General features: G+C 34.9%; 20 protein-coding genes and 1 other annotated feature. Of the genes, 18 read left to right on the top strand and 2 right to left on the bottom strand.

What is annotated here, in order from left to right:
* Positions 1-725 precede the first annotated feature (725 nt).
* Positions 726-2,966: an outer membrane protein assembly factor BamB family protein gene (locus J2Z82_RS18825; RefSeq protein WP_209482340.1), complete on the bottom strand. Its 2,241-nt coding sequence runs from the start codon at positions 2,964-2,966 to the stop codon at positions 726-728.
* A gap of 204 nt (positions 2,967-3,170) precedes the next feature.
* Positions 3,171-3,659, bottom strand: a complete 489-nt coding sequence (locus tag J2Z82_RS18820) for a YusW family protein (RefSeq protein WP_209482339.1) — start codon at positions 3,657-3,659, stop codon at positions 3,171-3,173.
* 309 nt (positions 3,660-3,968) lie between these two features.
* Here J2Z82_RS18820 and J2Z82_RS18815 point away from each other — a divergent pair, with 309 nt between their 5' ends.
* From J2Z82_RS18815 to J2Z82_RS18735, 18 genes are all read left to right on the top strand, one after another.
* Positions 3,969-4,388 carry a GNAT family N-acetyltransferase gene (locus J2Z82_RS18815; protein WP_209482338.1) on the top strand — a complete coding sequence of 140 codons (420 nt, stop codon included), beginning with the start codon at positions 3,969-3,971 and terminating at the stop codon, positions 4,386-4,388.
* Between the two features lie 456 nt (positions 4,389-4,844).
* Complete coding sequence (locus J2Z82_RS18810) at positions 4,845-5,300, top strand: hypothetical protein (protein ID WP_209482337.1); 456 nt, start codon at positions 4,845-4,847, stop codon at positions 5,298-5,300.
* 42 nt (positions 5,301-5,342) lie between these two features.
* Positions 5,343-5,840 (top strand): GNAT family N-acetyltransferase, encoded by a 498-nt coding sequence (locus J2Z82_RS18805; RefSeq protein ID WP_209482336.1) that lies wholly within the window; start codon positions 5,343-5,345, stop codon positions 5,838-5,840.
* Positions 5,841-6,282: 442 nt separating this feature from the next.
* Positions 6,283-7,029 carry an SDR family NAD(P)-dependent oxidoreductase gene (locus J2Z82_RS18800; RefSeq protein WP_209482335.1) on the top strand — a complete coding sequence of 249 codons (747 nt, stop codon included), beginning with the start codon at positions 6,283-6,285 and terminating at the stop codon, positions 7,027-7,029.
* Positions 7,030-7,112: 83 nt separating this feature from the next.
* Complete coding sequence (locus tag J2Z82_RS18795; RefSeq protein ID WP_209482334.1) at positions 7,113-7,952, top strand: DUF4037 domain-containing protein; 840 nt, start codon at positions 7,113-7,115, stop codon at positions 7,950-7,952.
* A gap of 113 nt (positions 7,953-8,065) precedes the next feature.
* The gene (locus J2Z82_RS18790; protein WP_209482333.1) at positions 8,066-8,569 is read left to right on the top strand and encodes a GNAT family N-acetyltransferase; all 504 of its coding nucleotides are present in this window, start codon (positions 8,066-8,068) and stop codon (positions 8,567-8,569) included.
* 71 nt (positions 8,570-8,640) lie between these two features.
* On the top strand, positions 8,641-9,081 hold the full coding sequence (locus J2Z82_RS18785; RefSeq protein WP_245251803.1) for a DUF4871 domain-containing protein: 441 nt from the start codon (positions 8,641-8,643) through the stop codon (positions 9,079-9,081).
* Positions 9,082-9,140: 59 nt separating this feature from the next.
* Positions 9,141-9,584 carry an SRPBCC family protein gene (locus J2Z82_RS18780; protein ID WP_209482341.1) on the top strand — a complete coding sequence of 148 codons (444 nt, stop codon included), beginning with the start codon at positions 9,141-9,143 and terminating at the stop codon, positions 9,582-9,584.
* A gap of 484 nt (positions 9,585-10,068) precedes the next feature.
* Positions 10,069-10,197, top strand: a complete 129-nt coding sequence (locus J2Z82_RS19655) for a hypothetical protein (RefSeq protein ID WP_280923011.1) — start codon at positions 10,069-10,071, stop codon at positions 10,195-10,197.
* A gap of 146 nt (positions 10,198-10,343) precedes the next feature.
* Positions 10,344-10,592, top strand: a binding site (T-box leader).
* An 80-nt stretch (positions 10,593-10,672) separates the two neighbouring features.
* Positions 10,673-11,239, top strand: a complete 567-nt coding sequence (locus J2Z82_RS18775) for a GNAT family N-acetyltransferase (RefSeq protein ID WP_209482332.1) — start codon at positions 10,673-10,675, stop codon at positions 11,237-11,239.
* Between the two features lie 137 nt (positions 11,240-11,376).
* The gene (locus J2Z82_RS18770) at positions 11,377-11,937 is read left to right on the top strand and encodes a hypothetical protein (protein ID WP_209482331.1); all 561 of its coding nucleotides are present in this window, start codon (positions 11,377-11,379) and stop codon (positions 11,935-11,937) included.
* A gap of 112 nt (positions 11,938-12,049) precedes the next feature.
* Positions 12,050-12,307, top strand: a complete 258-nt coding sequence (locus J2Z82_RS18765; RefSeq protein WP_209482330.1) for a hypothetical protein — start codon at positions 12,050-12,052, stop codon at positions 12,305-12,307.
* A gap of 461 nt (positions 12,308-12,768) precedes the next feature.
* Complete coding sequence (locus tag J2Z82_RS18760) at positions 12,769-13,602, top strand: alpha/beta fold hydrolase (protein ID WP_209482329.1); 834 nt, start codon at positions 12,769-12,771, stop codon at positions 13,600-13,602.
* Positions 13,603-13,810: 208 nt separating this feature from the next.
* Positions 13,811-14,713, top strand: a complete 903-nt coding sequence (locus J2Z82_RS18755; RefSeq protein ID WP_209482328.1) for an alpha/beta fold hydrolase — start codon at positions 13,811-13,813, stop codon at positions 14,711-14,713.
* Positions 14,714-14,839: 126 nt separating this feature from the next.
* The gene (locus J2Z82_RS18750; protein WP_209482327.1) at positions 14,840-15,100 is read left to right on the top strand and encodes a hypothetical protein; all 261 of its coding nucleotides are present in this window, start codon (positions 14,840-14,842) and stop codon (positions 15,098-15,100) included.
* A gap of 132 nt (positions 15,101-15,232) precedes the next feature.
* A complete protein-coding gene (locus J2Z82_RS18745) occupies positions 15,233-16,477 on the top strand; it encodes an MFS transporter (protein WP_209482326.1) in 1,245 nt (414 codons plus the stop codon).
* A 122-nt stretch (positions 16,478-16,599) separates the two neighbouring features.
* Positions 16,600-17,268: a lysozyme inhibitor LprI family protein gene (locus tag J2Z82_RS18740; protein WP_209482325.1), complete on the top strand. Its 669-nt coding sequence runs from the start codon at positions 16,600-16,602 to the stop codon at positions 17,266-17,268.
* 242 nt (positions 17,269-17,510) lie between these two features.
* Positions 17,511-17,795: a hypothetical protein gene (locus J2Z82_RS18735; RefSeq protein ID WP_209482324.1), complete on the top strand. Its 285-nt coding sequence runs from the start codon at positions 17,511-17,513 to the stop codon at positions 17,793-17,795.
* The last annotated feature ends 97 nt before the right edge of the window (positions 17,796-17,892 follow it).

Genomic DNA, 17,892 nt, shown 5'->3' with positions numbered 1-17,892 from the left:
TTTGTGGTTTTTAAAGTGAATATTCCCATCATTCACAAATTTCACATAAAATATTTTTCTTGACTTCTTCTTAAAAATTTAATGCAACGCTAGTGAGATTAACATAAAAAGGTAGTTGTCCTGGTAAATGGACAACTGCTTTTTTAATTGTTTAGCGTACATAAAAATTAACTAGACACTCGAATCAGCTATGCCCAGCTCCGACGTACAGGACGTACTAGTGCCTAGTGGACTTCTATCCCCGTGTCTGCGATAAGAAATAAAGGATGTTCGACTAAAACCACCACATCCTGTGGCACGTCGAACTACCCCACGTCCTGTGGGCAGCTTACGCTCTTCGTGTATCTTTTTCGCTTTCCTAGCATAAGACTCATCTTGACTTTCGCCATCATTGGCGATAAGCCAAGTTTTCTAAGTTGATAACTGCCCCAACTAGTTGATAAAACAGTACTTCGGTTGATATCCAGTCTAACAAGTTGATAAAGACACATTCCGGTTGATAACTGTCCCAATGGGTTGATAAAACCATATTTCAGTTGATATCCACGCTAACTAGTTGATAAAACTATATTCTGATTGATATCCAAGCCTTTTCAGATGTTATCCACCCCTTGACCTAATCAGAATAACCCCGCACGGTCCAAAAACCATGCGGGGCCCTTCTCAATTTCTATAGGTTACTGCTGTCTACTTCATCAAGAGCAACTTTTTCATCTTTTTTATTTTTAACCTTCCTCTTCAGAAAGGCTCCTGATGTATTCTGTTACAGCTTCAATTTCTTCTTCTGTTAAACCATCTTCAAATCCAGGCATATTACCGCCACCGTTTTTAATCTGTTGAATGATCTGTTCTTTATTCATGTTGAGGTCTTGTAAATTTGGTCCATTGTGGCCTCCTGCACCTTCTGCACCATGGCAGGATAAGCAATTGTTTTCATATACTTTTAGTCCTTCGTCTACGGATACTTCATTTTTGTCTTCCTGTTTGCCTTGATTAAAGTCCATTTCTTCTTTTGCAGGTGATACTGTAATGTCCTCCTCAGGGATATCTTCCAGTGATCCATATTTTCCTTCTAACGAGAAGGTATAGATCTTATCTCCATGCTGTGTTCCGGCAAGTGAATTACCAGCTGAGAATATGGAAATATATTGCTTCCCATCGACTTTATAAGTGATTGGTGGGGCATTTGCACCTGCGTCCGTTTTAAATTGCCACACTTTTTCTCCATTAGTTGCATCATAAGCGATAATTCTTCCGTCATTATGTCCAGTGAAGATGAGGTTCCCGGCAGTTGTTAAAATTCCACTATATGCAATAGTATCCCAGTCATTTTGCCAAACAATTTTATTGGTTTTAATATCGATTGCAGTTACCGTTCCTCGGCTAGGAGATTTTTCTACAGGCTGCCATATACTTCCCAGCCATTCTTTACCCACTTCAAATTTATTCTCCTCATCTTCTGCATAATGGGCATATGAAAAATAATTATCATTACCCAGCACATAAAAAAGTTCTGTGTTTGGGTTGTATGCAGAAGGTGGCCAATTTGCTCCTCCCTGAGGTGACGGCTTTACGGTTACCGGTTCATCCCAAAATGGTGTGAATATATTCCCGAACTTTCCATTAAATTCCTTTGGCAAGTCACGTTCTATATCTTCCTCGGTAATCTCTTGTGGTACAAACGAATCCCCGATTGGAAAGGGCTGAGTAGGCGAGGTTTTTTGATTTTTATTTTGTGGTACAGGTTTTTCCTCAATACCAACGAGTGGTTTCCCATTTGTTCTATCCAGTAGATATACCCATCCAGTCTTACCAGCCTGAGCTATCCCCTTTTTCGTTTCACCATTCATTTTGACATCATATAAGACAACCGGATTAGCTGGATCATAATCCCAAATATCGTGATGTACTTCCTGGAAATGCCATTCATAATCGCCTGTATCCGCATTTAAAGCCATTACAGAGTCTGTATAGAGGTTATCCCCTTTACGATTACTTCCATCTAAATCAGGTGCCGTATTCCCAGTTGCAAAATAAATAAGTCCTAATTCCGGATCAACTGCTGGTGTTTGCCAGACTGGTGCTCCGCCTGTTAGCCAGTTTTCACTATCTTCCGGCCATGTTTCTGATCCCTTTGCACCCGGCTCTGGAAGGGTGTAGGTTCTCCATACTTGTCTGCCTATGTTTGCATCATATGCCGCTACGTAACCCCTTATTCCATATTCACCACCTGCAATACCGGTATAAACCTTTCCATCATAAAAGAGTGGAGCACTAGTGATGGTATATCCCTTTTCCCATTCATCAACTACTGTTTCCCATAATACTTCACCGGTTTTCTGGTCCAAGGCAACTAATCTTGCGTCTAATAAACCAACAAATACTTTCCCATCTCCTAGTGCAACGCCTCGATTTACCCATCCACAACAAAGCGTATCCAAGCCTTCTGGTAGTTTAGGCTTGTACTCCCAAATGAATTCTCCAGTTTTTGCATCGATTGCTGCAACATGGTTTTCTCCAGTTACATTAAACATGACGCCATCATACACAAGTGGAGTGGCTTCCCCAGAGTATTTGAACTTGAGGCCAGTCCCCATGCTAGTAATCCATTCTGCTTTTAGATCACTGACATTGGAAGTATCAATTTTACTTAATGGGGAGTACCGGCCATTATAAATATTTCCACCGTTTGTTAACCAATTACCAGAAGGTGGCTCTATTAGTTCTTCAGGAGAAAAATCGGGCGTAACCTCTCCCGGATATTCCGTATGTTGAACTGAGAAGTGCTCATTACCATTAGGATTTTTTTGCTTTTCGATGTTTGTTTCTTCTTGGCTTTCATTTTGTAAACCTTCTTCAGGATCTGCCGTGTCACTGTCGGGATTTTCATATTGAAATGAGAAAATACCAACACCAATTATTAGTAAAATTCCCAGTGTTACTAACCATACATTCTTATTTCGCATGCAAAACACCTTTCTTTCACGATAGTTATGGTCTAATTATTTTGTAATTTGCCCGTAAACTTGGGAAATAGTCTATTGGTAAGAAAATAATGGGGTGGGAAATATAGGTAAGATTAATTTTAAGAGGTTGCAAAATAAAAAGCATGAAAACGAACGTTTCCATGCCTTAAGTGTGATTATTTTTTTATCATAAAAAATACGCTTTTACATTTCATTCATCTTTATTTCATATACTTTATCCGTTCCATCTTTAAAAGTAACTTGTAATACGGCTTTCAAGAAATTGTCAGGTATACTAAATGCCTTAAGAGATGTTGCAATAGCTTCTTCATCTGTCATGTCTTGCTTCAGTTCTAGGTCTTTCACAATTGGATATATGGCATCAAAAGCATCTGCTCCGCGTTCATCTACACTGTTAAATGGATCATAAAACTCGGATTCAACTAAATTGTCATCTTTCTCAATTTCACCTTCAAATTCTTGATCATCATATATGACATCAAAGTCAATTGAAGTATAGTCAAGCTCTTCCATTCTTTTAACCATGTCATTCATCGTACTCATAGCTTCTTGGCTTTTAACATCTTCATCAGATTGGTTAGATTTTTCCTTTGAATTTTGATCTTCATCGCCACAAGCAGTTATGATCATGGCAGGTAAAAGCAATACAGCTAATAATAGTAGTTTCTTCATCTATAAACCTCCATATTTATTCATTATAGTCGGCATTATGCCCAAAAACTTATATATATATTATAGATTTTCATAGAAAAGCAGATATTTCACTGAATATGTTTAGGGATTCAATGAGTAATGGGGTTGGTTATGAATAATTTCATTATTCATAACTACTATCGTTTCTTAAGGTGAAAAAGTGGCATCAATCTGATATGTTATCAAGATTTAATATGTCCCACCGGGTTTCTGAAACTACTATAAGATGGCATTTTGTAGTAGCATTGTAAAATAAGACAAATTTCTGGGAACTAGGAAGGATCTACTATGGAAATAATTAATCAATGGACAAAAGAAACTAGCGACTTTATAAAAAAGAAGGTAATAGACTACAACATGGAGCAGCTTCCAGACCATCTTAAAACACCTAATGAGAACATTGGGTTTACACTGAAAGATGATATTGGAAATATTAAGGGTGGCATTACCGGAAATATGTTTTGGAATCATATACTAATTGATTTCCTGTGGGTTGATGAAAGTTATAGAAAAGAGGGTTATGGAAGTATTTTGCTGAATAAATTAGAGAAGTATGCACAAGAGAATGATTGCAGATTGATTTACCTCGATACATTTAGCTTTCAGGCTCCTGCGTTTTATCAGAAAAACGGATATGAAATTTTTGGTGTTATTGAAGATCACCCTAAAGGTTTTGATCAATATTTCTTACAAAAGAGATTAATGTAAAGGACCGTCATCCAAGGGTGGCATTCGTGGCATTCTCCTTTGACAGTAAAGAAACCAACATGGCGGCAAAGTGCGTATAGCAGATTTGGGGCTTTGCGGACACCAGAGACCTTATTTAGCATGAACCCACGAAAATGGTGGTATTCGCGGACACCAGGGATCTTATTTAGCACAAATACCCTCTTTAACCATGATATAAGTAAAATAAGGGCTTCTGTGTCCGGATAAGTTTGAAAAGGTGAATTTTTATAGAAATAGCGTCTCCTGTGTCCGCTTGTTAAGCCTAGCAGTTAAGGCCCATCGTGCCTCCGCAATATGCATAAGAATCCTTTTAACAATAAGCCAAGTTTTATAAATTAAACTATTTGAATGTGGTTTATGTTAAAATAATTTTAATAAATTTGGCCATTTACTTTCATGACTAGATATATAGCTTTTAATTCTAGGAGGAAAAAAATGAAAAACAAATTATTAATTATATTGCTGGGTTTAAGTATTATTGTGGTTGGCTGTGCTGCCAACGATGCTAGAGATAGTGTAGAAAACTATTACATTTCTTTAGTTAATGAAGAATACGAGAAGGCTTTCAACCAGTTACTTATTTTCGATGAGCATTACGATCAGGAGACAACACTAAGTGAATCAGAAGCCAAGGAGAGATTCTCAGAAAAAATAAGTTATTTAAAAGAAAAAGGATATCAACTAAATGATTTTGAGATTCAGGATGTTCGAACCGACGATGGCGGCCCTCCACTGGTGAAAAGTGTTCTAACAATTGAGGTTAATGGTGATGAAAAAAAGGTGAAAGAACTTATTCAAGTTACGGAGAACGGTCTTTTTGTAGACTTATCTGAAGAGGATAAATATGCTCATTATCGTGATGGGAAGATGAGTCTTAGTATTAAAGACTAAAAAACAGTCGAAGCATATTAAACATTACGGGAGAGAAACGCAGTGATAGTCAGAGAAATTAAACCTTCAGATGCAGAAAAGTTTTCACATCTTACCCAGCAAGTTGAGGGAAATTCAGAATATATGCTGTGGGAGGCAGGCGAGAGAACTAGTCAGCCAGCACAACAGCGCAAGATGCTAGAGAGTATTGAAGAAGAGGGGAACTCTACTATACTTGCTGCGGAAACAGGCAACGAATTAGTTGGTTATTTAATGGCTTTTGGCGGTAAGGCGAGAAGAAATAAACATGCCGCTTATATTGTTATTGGAATAATAAAGGAGTACAGGGGACAGGGAGTAGGTTCAAAGCTATTTGAAGAGTTGGAGCGATGGGCACTCCGTAACTATATTCATCGCCTGGAACTTACGGTAGTGACAAAAAACGAATCAGGATTATCTCTGTACCGAAAAATGGGCTTTACAACAGAAGGGACTAAAAAACACTCATTGCTTATCGATGGTGATTTTGTTGATGAATACTACATGTCAAAGCTTTTATAAACTTTAATAGTAGGGTTGTTAAGGCTGAAGATAAACCAGTCGGCATGGAGAATAATTAAATAAATAATTCATAAAAGTGCATTTAACTTATAAAGTTATGCACTTTCTTATTTGGAACATTTATTAGTTTTTTACAACCAAACTTCCTTAGTGTCGTCTAAATAGTTAAAGGATACTGAGGAAGGGAATTGCCTATGGGGAATCAGTATGAACAAAGCAGAGATGAATTAATGGAGTTTTTATGAATGAATATGGGTCAAAGTATAACTTGACTAGCATTTACTTCAAGGAGAAACAATTAGCTGAGATATTGCTCAAATTGTTTTAGGCAAAAAATTGCTTGCTTGATGCTATGTTAAAATGAAATCAGAGTTTAAAAGTCCTTTGTATGTTAGTGCTTCATATAAACAGTGCTTTTGATGATTAAAAAAGGAGTGAGGTAATGTCTTGTTTAAAAAACCATGTCATTCTTGTCACCGGGGCTAATCGAGGACAGGGGAAAGCTATTGCTCAGCACCTTGCCACAGTGGGGGCTATGGTGGGGATTGGTGCCAGAAACTATGATGAGGCTAAAGTAGTGGCTAGGATGATTGGAGAAGACGACGCTATTCCAGTTCAGTTAGATGTCACAAAAAAATTAGAGTGGAAATCAGCGGTTGATAAGGTTATAAATAAATTCGGTAAGCTTGATGGGTTAGTAAATAATGCTGGAGCTCTAAAACGTAAACCATTTACAGAGACAACCATAGATGATTATCAACAGTTGATTAATGTTAATCAACTTGGTGTTTTTATGGGGATGCAAGCAGTTATTCCACAAATGGAAAAGCAGCAAAAAGGCACCATTATAAACAATGTTTCGATTTCTGCATTTGCTCCAATTAGCCAATCCTCTGTCTATGCTGCGACAAAAGCATCTGTTGTTGCAATGTCAAAAGCTGCAGCTATTGAATTAGGACCAAAAGGAATTCGAGTAAATATGGTCCATCCAGGTGGAGTCGAAACAAATATGGCTACTCATCGCAAACAAGTTCCTACTTATTACGATTCAGTACCTTTAGGACGTATTGGGCAACCAATTGAAATTGCTCGAATTGTAGCATTCCTTGCCTCTGATGAAAGCTCTTATTGTACGGGTACAGAAATTGTTGTAGACGGTGGAATGACACTGGGCACTTCAGATGAGTAAATAAAACTATTAGTAGATAGCTTTTAAGGTATGAATTAGTCCACTTTAATTAAAGGCTGCGTGATCCGAAAGGGAGAGGTTATGTGAATTTAAAAGTATTAGCAAAAAATATAGCAAATATCTATGAACAAAATCCAAAAGTTGAAGCCGTTTTATTAGGAGGTTCCGTATCACGAAATTGGCATGATGAATATTCAGATATTGAACTATTTGTGTTTTGGGATGGAGCTCCTTCTGACGAGGAAAGGAAGGCTCCGATTGAAAAATTAAATGGTAATATTATTGACTTTCACCCATATGAAGATGAGGAGTGGTCAGAAACATACATAACTCAGGGTGTGAAATTAGAAATAAGCAATTTTCTAACAGATACAATTTACAAAATAATAAATGACGTGATCATATCTTATGATACGAATTTAGATAAGCAATGTATTGCAGCTGCGGTTTATAACGGGGTTGCACTCAGCGGTGATTTAGTTATTAATAGTATGAAACAGAAAGTACGTAAATACCCTTATGAATTAAGTGTGGCTATGGTAAAGGAGAATATTTTTTTAGGAAACAGATGGAATAATCGTGAGGCTTTACTTGAGCGTAAAGATTGGTTAATGCTTTATAAAGTAATGGTAGCCGTTCAAACCAATTTAATGGGAGTATTGTTCGGATTAAACCGTCAATTCGTACACCATCCAGCCTTTAAGTGGCAAAAATATACATTAAGTTCAATGGAAATCGCTCCTCAAAATATATCAAATCGCTTAGAGTCAATTTTTCTTGATGACCCAAAGGTTTCTATAAGAGAATTAGAGGTAATAATTGAGGAAATGTACGAACTAATACAACGTGAACTTCCACAAATAGATCTATCTTTAGTTCTTGATAAATCGTTATTTATGAGACCAAAAAATAAAATAAATTAGAAATCTTGTTTTGGTACAAAAGATAACATAAAGAGTTTGTACAAAAGGGCCCCATCGAGCTGAATAGCGGATAGTGGCATTAGCTACAACAACATAAATTGGTGGTAATTAATATGGATATAACAATTGAGAGATTACACAGTACAGATGCTGGAAATTTATATGAATTTGAGCTTGAAAACAGAGTTTATTTTGAGGGCATGGTACCGAGTCGCGGGAATGATTATTATGACTTTGAGACTTTTAAAAAAAAGACTAACGCTTTACTGGATGAACAGGAACAAGGGTTATCTTATTTTTACTTAATTAAGAATAAAGATGGCTTAATTCTTGGAAGAATGAACTTAGTAGATATTGAAAACGGTTTAGGGCATATCGGTTATAGAGTGGGAAAAGCATATACTGGTAAAGGAATTGCTAACACAGCATTGAAACTTTTGTTAGATGTTATAAATAATCAAGGAATAAAACAGGTCTCGGCAAAAACAACTACTAATAACATAGCCTCACAAAAAGTCTTAGAGAAAAACGGTTTTAAGTACATAGCAACGAGTGATGAAGAATTTATAATGAATGAGCAAAAGGTAAAGTTTGTTTATTATCTGCTGACTAATTAAGATATCTTCTGCCAAAGTTAGGGGGATTTATTATTAAAAAATATCTTCTTATATTTATGTGTGGGATATTATTGATAAGTTGTTCAAAAGAAGAAGCCAAGTCATCTGAAGTAAGTTGGGATGATAGTCCAACTCTGGTTAGAGAAGTTGTAATTACAGACGATGGGAAAGAAGGCAATTTTGTATTTAGAATTGGGGACAATGGAAAATTAGGGTTTGCAGAGTACGGACCTTTCATAGCAGGTGAAAAGCAAAAATATATGTGGCATTTTTGGGGTGAACCAGATACTCTTAAACAGCCATTTAAGGTAGTTGGAATAAGCAAAAAAACAAATGAAAGTATAACTATTTTTGAGGTTTCAACTAACAATTCGCTTGTCCCACACTTAGGAGCAGACCATCATATTCCTTCAACAATGACACTACCTGGATCAGGTAAATGGAGGTTAGAAGTTTATTTTGGTGAGGAATTGTTTGGGAATATAATCGTTAATGTAGAAGAAAAGAAGTAAATTCTTTCAAATGAAGAGTGTGTATAATAATGAAAACAAGAAAGGATGTTGATTTTAAAATGGATACTCAAGTAAATACAAAAATGAAAATACATAAGACAGTTAATGAGGTATTTGAAGCTATAGTAGACCCTGTAAAAATCGGAAACTATTGGTTTTCATCAAGTTCTGAAAGATGGGAACAAGGCAAGTCGGTTACATTGAGATATGATGAATACGAAGCAGAAGGGGTTATAAGTATATTAGAAGTGGAGGAAAGTAAGAAAATCGTGTTTTCATGGGGAGTTGAACATGGTGAAGAAACGGTTGTTACAATTACACTAAAAAAGTTGGATGACAAGAGTACAATTATTGAAGTAACAGAATCAGGTTTGAGAGAAGATGACCCTGAAATAGTAAACAAAATGATCGGTCAAAAAGAAGGTTGGGTCTATATGCTATCTTGTTTAAAGGGTTATTTGGAATATGGCGTTAAAGATTTGAGAGCTTCCTTAATACATTAGTCTTATTTTAGAAAAGAACAACGTCAAAATTTAAGCAAGAGGGATTAACGCTATTTTAATGAAGTTATTAAGTCGTAGTAGCAGGGATGAGGAATTCGAAGGAGCGGAATGTGAATCACGCAAACCAGTGAAGTGGATCGTGGTTCCGCTAAATGGGTAAAAAAGTCGTCTTGTAAGACTGAATCGGTTCCTGGTTCCGTTATTTACCTAAAAACAATGAAAAATATGGCTGAAAAGGGGAAATAGCGGAATGAGGATTACATAACACGATCAAAATAGGCGTTTTTAAGGAAATAACGGAATGAGGATCCGCCAAATTTGTGGTGCCATCCTTTCTAGTGAATAAATACACTAAAACAAACTATCTGGTGCTTAATTTCAATAAGGAAAAGCCATTTCTTATTCAACTAACTGGCAGGATAGTTGAAGAATTTTCAGATGTGATATTATGAAATTTAGGGTGTTTAACATAGGAGGAAATAAAATGGATTGGTATTGGGTTTTGGTTGCGTTGGCTCTTGCGTTGGGAGCATTTTATAACGCATACGAAGCGGAAAAGAAGGCAAAACAATTAGAAAACAGAGTCAAAGGTTTGGAAGAAAAAATTAAGTGAATTATTGTGCTAACGGGTGCAAGAGTTGAATAAGGAGTTTGTACGAAAGCTCCTTTTTTTATTGTTCTAAAGCCGCAGTTTTATTTGACTAAGATTTTTTTGACAAGATTTATGATAAAGGATATAATTTTTAGAAAATTTCATATTAAATAGCGTTGATGAGAAAAGTAGTTAAGAAGTGGATATTTACAGAGAGCTCCTGTTTGCTGAAAAGGAGTAGTATTCCTCTTAATGAATAAAGCCTCGGAGCTTCTTACCAATTTAATGAAAATTAGGGATAGTGAGACGGGTTCTTCCGATAGAAAGATAGGGTATGAATGTACCTGAAGAGGTTGATATGGTGACATATCAACAAACTGAGGTGGTACCACGAAGTTATAACTCTCGTCCTCAAGAATTATTTCTTGGGGGTGAGAGTTTTTTTAATTGTATTACTTTACATTTTTAATATTAAAATTGAGAGAGGGGAAATCAAATGAATCCTTTGTTGTTAGATGTTCCTTTACAATTAGAAACAGACAGACTAATACTTCGAGCACCACTTCGAACAGGAGACGGTAAAATTGTAAACCAAGCAATTAGAGAATCCTTTTTTGAATTAAAAGCGTGGTTGCCATTTGCTCAAGAACTTCCTACTGTTGAAGAAACAGAGATAAATTTAAGAAATGCTCACATAAATTTCTTAAAGAGAGAAAGTTTTCGTTTTCTTATATTTGATAAAGAAAGCAATGACTTTATTGGAACAACAAGCATTCAGGGAGGGATTGACTGGGACATTCCTAAATGTGAAATTGGGTACTGGATAAATACAAAGTTTAGCGGTAATGGATATATGACAGAAGCAGTAGAGAAATTAGCAAACTTTGGGTTAAATAATATCAAATTTAGAAGAATTGAAATAAGGTGTGAATCAACCAATCTTAAAAGTCGTGCTATCCCAGAAAAACTTGGGTTTGTATTAGAAGGCACTTTAAGAAATGATGATTTGTCCGCAGATGGTAGCAGGCTGACTGACACTTGTTTTTATTCCATAATAAAGTAACATTGTGAACATTTACACTTTAAGTAACGGGTGCTTTCCTTCAATAAGGAATTGCCACCCTTGTTCCACTAACGCAGCATAATGTTTAATAAGGAATGATGGATTTTTATGGTAAAGTTGTATTGGGAGGGGTTAATTTGAAACCAAAAATATTATTTAAAATGGTTATTTTATTATTTAGTATTGTGATGATAGGTGCTTGTTCATCAAATGAAAAACCAACCGTTGAAGAACAAGTTATGAAACGAGTGCCTTTTCCTAAATCCACCAATATTCTTCATATTGAAGATCATATGGATGGTAAAATGATTTTATATAAAGATAAAAGTGGTTTTAGAGCTTCTTTTTATAGAGAAAAAGATGATTACTTTCAAGGTACATCAAATGCTGAATTGAACCCACAAGGTGGATTCGATTGGACAATGATCAATAACCCAAATATGGCTATATTTGCTGGAATTATTATAGATGAAAAAATTACAAAAGTGATCGTGAAGCAAAGGACAGTTGAACATCAAGCAAAAATAATTGATATTAATGATGGTGAGAGATATTGGTTTACTACATTTGATGAATTAGAGGATCCGCTAAATGGTGAAGCTGATCCACTTAAAATTGAAGCTTATGATAAGGAAGGAAATCTCTATTGGAAATCAGGGGTTTATGAAGATGGTTTGTTTGAAGGAAGAACAAATTAGCCCATACTCGCTATTTCGCTAACGGGTGCTTATCTTCAAGAAGGATTAAGCACCTCATTTATTAAAGTAAAGCAGCAGAAGAGTTGAATAAGATATCTTGGGGGAGAAACGAATGAATGAAGAGAAAAAGAAAAAATATTTATATTTGCTAATGGGATATTTAGGTTTTCTCCTTATGGGGTTTGGCATAGCAAGATACATATCTGTTGTACAAGACACAATTGGATTAGCTTTAACTATGTTTGGCTATATTTTTCTTGTGACATTCTTTGGGTTTGTAGAAAACAAGATAGGTGTTACTAAAAAAGAAACGATTATATTTAGAATAGGTTTGATAGTTCCTTTTGTATTATTGCTTTTTATTTATTAGTTTTAATTGAATACTGTTGTTTCCTTGAATAAGGAATTGCACTCCTTGTTCAACTATAGAGAGCAGTGAGAGTTGAATAATCCTTAAATTTTATTCGACTTATTTATTTGCAATTAGAGGGGGACAACAATGGGGTTTATAATAACTTTCTTTAGTATTTGGTTGTGTAGCTTTTTAATTGCTAGGTTATTTAGGTTATTTGGTGGTAAATGGAGTCCCTTTGGTAAAACTTATTGGAAAAATGATTTAGTTATTTGTTTAGCCCAAACTCTTATTATTACTCTTATATTCGTAATTTTCTTTTCCTTTATTACTAATAATTAAAGATTTCCATTGTGCTAACGGGTGCGATTGTTTAACAAGAGCAATTACTTCTTGCGCTAAAGCAGCAGTATTGTTTAATAAGCTATTATAAATTTATTCGATTTATTTAATATTTAAAAAATAACTGGGAGGAAGAAATGGAATCTAAGATAATTACTTTAGATAATGGATTAGATGTAAACGTTAATATATGGGGGACAAAGAATAATACTTCGGTAATTTTATTACACGGTTTAGGAAGTACGGGGAGTAGTTTTGATGAATTGGCAACTATACTTAGTCAGAACTACAATGTATACGCTTTTGATTTACCTGGACACGGAGGTTCAACATATTTTAACAATGAACACTGCTTCTCCATGGATTCATTGGCAGATTGGGTAAAAGAAGTTATCAGTTATTTTAATTTAGAAGACTTTCATATTGTCGGTCATTCTGTTGGAGGGTATATCGGACTTGTTTTTGCAAAGAAGTTTTCTTTAAAGTCGTTAATCCTACTTGACGGGGGATACATTCGGGCAAAAAGCATTCCAGAGAATAGACTAGAAGAGGAATTAAGAATGACCGAACAACATATGGAAAACTTCACTTTTTCCTCATGGGAAGATTACGAGAAGGGACTGTCCATTGATGGACTGTCACAAAGACAGATTGAGTTATCAAAAGACAGTATGAAAAGTGAAAATGGGATAATAAAATTGATTGTTACTTCACACGTTGCAAAGTATATCGTAAAACAGAAGTATAATGAGCCAACAAGAGAAACACTATCTGATGTTAATTCGCCAGTATTGATATTAAGAAGCACAATACCTAAAGACTTTAATGTTATTAGAAATAGTGAAGCAAATCGTTTAAAACAATGTGTAAATGTAAGTATCATTGACGTTATGGATGCAACACACGATATATATTGGGACCAGCCAATGTTTTTAAGTGAACAAATTAGTAATTGGTTAATAAATCATTAAAATGAACAGCGCTTACTGCACTAACGGGTGCAAGAGTTTAACAAGGGATCGTCGATTACGGCGGTCCTATTTTTGTAATTGAAGAATCATTGGAATTTTATGTTAAAGTAAATATGTGAAAAGATATACTTAAATTAACGCAGCAAGTTATTTCAAGAAGGAATTGAAGCTCATCTTCTAAGATACTGAAATAAATGGGGGCGTTGCTTTGAATATTAACAATGAAAACTTAGTGTCAGCTAAAATAACACAGGGTTATATAAAAAGTGAAAACTACAAGACGTTCTATGAAGTCCATACTCCAAATTATTTCAACTCTGAATCAACACCAATTATTCTACTGGCAGGTGGACCTGGACTGTCCTTTAAGACTCTCACTCCTCTTTTAAACTTAGCAGAAACAAGACCAATTATCGCTTATGACCAAATAGGTAGCGGAAAGTCAACTAGGTCAGAACAACTCACGTCATTAAATATTGAGGATTTTATGGAACAATTCAATAATGTCGTCAGTGAGCTTGGTGCAACCAAATTTCACATTTTAGGTCATTCTTGGGGAACAATTTTGGGAGTTAACATTGCATTAGAATACCCAGGAAATATTCAAAGCTTAATTTTACAAAGTGGTATTGCTGATTGGAAGAAGTGCCTTGAGGCTAGGCGAAAGTTTGAACTAGAATATTATCCTGAGGATTTAAAAAAGACCATTAAGAAATTAAATGAAGGCATAAAAGTTTCACCTGATGAAGTAGAAGATGCAACCAATAAGTTTAATAACCAATTTTATTGTAGAGCTAAATACCCCAAATACTTATGCGACGCACTGAATGATAAGGATTTAGGAACAAATCAGTTAATTTGGAATCCAGAAAAAAACAAAGAAATGGCTAATTATAAAATTTGTAATAGGTTAGATGAAATAAAGTGCCCGACATTTATTATAAGCGGTAAGTATGATGGGATTTCGGTTGGGCAAGGCGAATTGTTTAGTTCTGGGATAAAAAATAGTACACACGTAGAATTTAAAAATTCGTCTCATTATGCACACATAGAAGAAGAAATAGCCTATTTGGAACAGGTGAAAAATTTTTTAGAAGTGAACAGTAATTAAAGTTCTATATTCAAGTAACGGGTGCGAATGTTTAATAAGAGATGGCTTATTTCACTAACGATATAAAATGTAAAGGAAGTAATATAAAGTTTTGTGTTAAACAGTTCAAAATTAGGAGGGGTTAGATTGAAAAATTACAATGTTCTTTCAACCATCTGTTTAGGGGTATTTATTATTTTGTTTTCTATGATGATAAATGGCTTTTCTTTCGGTTCATTAGGTAAAATAGCAATAATCTCAATGTTCTTATTCCCATTATTAGGAGTCATTTTTGGGATAAAAGGTAAAAAGGGTGTTGGTAAATGGTTATTATCACTACTTAATGTTATTGCACTTATCACAATAGGATATCTTCTTTTGCTGGGCTTCGGAATGGGTGAAGCATAAGGGAAGATTTCTGAACTAACGGGTGCATTTCTTGAATAAGGAATCGCACTCTTGTTCAACAAGTTTTTGTGCTAACTTAATATGCATCGGTAGAAAATACAGAGTATTATTACACATAATTAGGAGTCTTATATGATAAAAAACTTAAAGGGTTGGAAAGACCCCATGCTGTTACTATTTTCTATGGGAATATCTAGTATCGGAGACTTTATCTATTTAGTTGCGATTAATATTATTGTATATCAAATAACGGGGTCGGCAACTGCTGTTGCAGGACTGTGGATAGTTGGACCACTAACGAACATTATTACTAAGTTCTGGACTGGTAGTTTTATTGATTATCGTAGTAAGAGAAAAGTAATGATTGTAACATACATAATTAGAGCAGCTTTCATCTGCTTAATCCCACTCGCACCAAATATAGCAGTTATATATGGGATTTTGGTTATCCTAAGTGTGGCAAAAGCATTTTTCCATCCATCATCAATGACATACGTTGCTATACTTGTTCCTAAAGAAAAAAGAAAGCAATTTAACTCTATTCGCTCTTTTACAACTTCGGGGGCATTTATTATTGGACCAGCAATCGGTGGTTCTCTTATTTTATTGACTTCTGTTGAAGCAACATTGTGGCTAAATGCATTGTTCTTTCTGTTTTCAGCATTTTTATTATTTTTTCTACCAGATAAAGAAAATATTAATAAAGATAAAATTCCAACATTGACTTTTTCCCAAGTGGCTCAGGATTTTTCGGTAGTTCAGAAATTCATGTCCCAAAATAAATACGTATCATTTACCTATCTTGGATTTATAATAGTTATGCTCTTTACCTTTGCAATGGATGCACAAGAAGTTGTATTTACGCAACAAGTCATAGGGCTTTCTGAGATGGAGTATAGTCTATTGATAAGTATAACTGGAATTGGTTCTGTTATAGGTGCTATGTTACTTTCAATTTTTTCAAATTTCTTCTCGCTTAGATATATGATTGTCATTGGTCTTGTCATGATGACAATAGGTTATGTAATCTATGCATTTTCATGGTCATTTCTATCAATTGTGGTTGGATTTGTAATCTTAGGTTTCTTCAATGTGTTCTTAAATGCAGGAATAACGACTTTTTACCAAAACAATGTTCCAGTAGAAATTATGGGCAGAGTGACGAGTATTTATCAGTTGATTCAAAGTGCTGCTCAAATAGTATTTATTCTAGTAACTGGGTTTGCAGCAGATTTAATTTCATTACGGCTTACAATTATCACGATGGCACTTGTGATGCTTTTCTCATCTATAATCTTTTCTTTTTCAGTATTGAAGCCAAACAAAGCATTTTATTATCGAGAAGACTACAATGGAAAAGACAAATTAAGTGTTTAAGTAATAAAATTAACCCAGTTAAAGAGTAGGTTGCTTAGTTGCATTAACGGGTGCAAGAGTTTAATAAGGAATTTTTACTTGGAATGTTAAGGTATCGGTATGATTTTCAAAGGAGGCTAAAAATGAAAAATAATCGAAAATTCTTAATGGTAATGTTAACAGTAGTATTAGTTATATTGGCTGCTTGTGGAAACTCATCTGATGAGTCAAGTGCTAAATTCAACAACCAGTCATCAAATAACAGCTCGTCTGAAAATGCAGATGACGACTCATCTAATAAAGATTTAACAAACACAGTTGAAAATACAACAGAAAACTCTTCAAAAGGTGCTGAAGACACCCAGCTAAATGACCAAGAAGACACTTCTAAAAATAAATCTACAAATTCAAATGATGAAGGTTCATTGAAATCCAGTAATAGTGACACTGAAATGACTGAAAATAATAAAGAAGAATTTCTAAAGAAACTTAATGATATGGAAGAATCAGATAGATATTCAGAAGCTGGAACAACAACATCAGAATTGGAGGAACAAGAGGCGGTGAGATATAAAAAATGGGATGTGAAGTTGAACGAAATTTACGAAGTGTTGAAGGAACAACTTAGTACGGAACAGATGGATCAATTAAAGGATGAACAACGGAACTGGATAAAACACAGAGATGAAGATGCTAAAGAATCTTCACTAAAATATAAAGGCGGATCGACTGAATCACTAGAATATGTTGCTACGCAAGCGAGTCTTACAAGAGAAAGATGCTATGAATTAGTTGCAAAATATATGAAGTGATTTTTCAATACTGACCAGTAATCGGTTCTCCAATTGACACCATTCACCCAACAACTTGATTAAGTGTGCAGATGGCGATAGTCTGATACAGATAATTTTCAAGTAAGCATTTAAGATGCTTGTGAATTATTGTACTTAAACAAACGGGTGCTTTCCTTGAATAAGGAAAACAGCATTCTTGTTCAACTATAGCAGCAGATTAGTGAAAGAAGAATATATTAAAAATAGAGAGGATTGATAAAATGGCGATTGTTATAGGGTATGTAATTGCATTTATAGGTGCGCTTGTAGCTTTTCTGCTAAGCGTAGGTAAACCAAAAAATAAAAAATATAAGGTATGGGGCATCGCTATTATGGTGCCAATATCACCAGCTTTAGCTTTTGCGATAGGGTTAACCTATGCACTCATTGTAGGAAGTGGTTGGGCAGGATTGATAATGTGGTATATTTTCCCCCTTATCTTCATAATCGGACTCGTTATGTTAATGGTTGGTATTTTTAAGAAAGAAGAAACAAAAATAGTTTGAGATGTTCAACTACCATGAAAATTAACTTCTAAAATAACGAGAAAAAGGCAAAACTAAAGAAGACGCAGCTCATTGGTTTTTTTAAAAGGGAGAGCGC

The organism is Virgibacillus litoralis (assembly GCF_017873675.1).
Taxonomy (GTDB): domain Bacteria; phylum Bacillota; class Bacilli; order Bacillales; family Amphibacillaceae; genus Lentibacillus; species Lentibacillus litoralis.
Note: the sequence above shows the minus strand (reverse complement) of the source record. Positions and strands in the feature narration are given on the sequence as shown.

Bases quoted from the DNA above. Each gene is read 5' to 3' on its own strand.
- J2Z82_RS18765 (WP_209482330.1), top strand. From the start codon at position 12,050: ATGAATGAAGAGAAAAAGAAAAAATATTTATATTTGCTAATGGGATAT.
- J2Z82_RS18740 (WP_209482325.1), top strand. From the start codon at position 16,600: ATGAAAAATAATCGAAAATTCTTAATGGTAATGTTAACAGTAGTATTA.
- J2Z82_RS18780 (WP_209482341.1), top strand. From the start codon at position 9,141: ATGGATACTCAAGTAAATACAAAAATGAAAATACATAAGACAGTTAAT.
- J2Z82_RS18790 (WP_209482333.1), top strand. From the start codon at position 8,066: ATGGATATAACAATTGAGAGATTACACAGTACAGATGCTGGAAATTTA.
- J2Z82_RS18820 (WP_209482339.1), bottom strand. From the start codon at position 3,659: ATGAAGAAACTACTATTATTAGCTGTATTGCTTTTACCTGCCATGATC.
- J2Z82_RS18775 (WP_209482332.1), top strand. From the start codon at position 10,673: ATGAATCCTTTGTTGTTAGATGTTCCTTTACAATTAGAAACAGACAGA.
- J2Z82_RS18815 (WP_209482338.1), top strand. From the start codon at position 3,969: ATGGAAATAATTAATCAATGGACAAAAGAAACTAGCGACTTTATAAAA.
- J2Z82_RS18735 (WP_209482324.1), top strand. From the start codon at position 17,511: ATGGCGATTGTTATAGGGTATGTAATTGCATTTATAGGTGCGCTTGTA.
- J2Z82_RS19655 (WP_280923011.1), top strand. From the start codon at position 10,069: ATGGATTGGTATTGGGTTTTGGTTGCGTTGGCTCTTGCGTTGGGAGCA.
- J2Z82_RS18810 (WP_209482337.1), top strand. From the start codon at position 4,845: ATGAAAAACAAATTATTAATTATATTGCTGGGTTTAAGTATTATTGTG.
- J2Z82_RS18745 (WP_209482326.1), top strand. From the start codon at position 15,233: ATGATAAAAAACTTAAAGGGTTGGAAAGACCCCATGCTGTTACTATTT.
- J2Z82_RS18825 (WP_209482340.1), bottom strand. From the start codon at position 2,966: ATGCGAAATAAGAATGTATGGTTAGTAACACTGGGAATTTTACTAATA.
- J2Z82_RS18760 (WP_209482329.1), top strand. From the start codon at position 12,769: ATGGAATCTAAGATAATTACTTTAGATAATGGATTAGATGTAAACGTT.
- J2Z82_RS18800 (WP_209482335.1), top strand. From the start codon at position 6,283: ATGTCTTGTTTAAAAAACCATGTCATTCTTGTCACCGGGGCTAATCGA.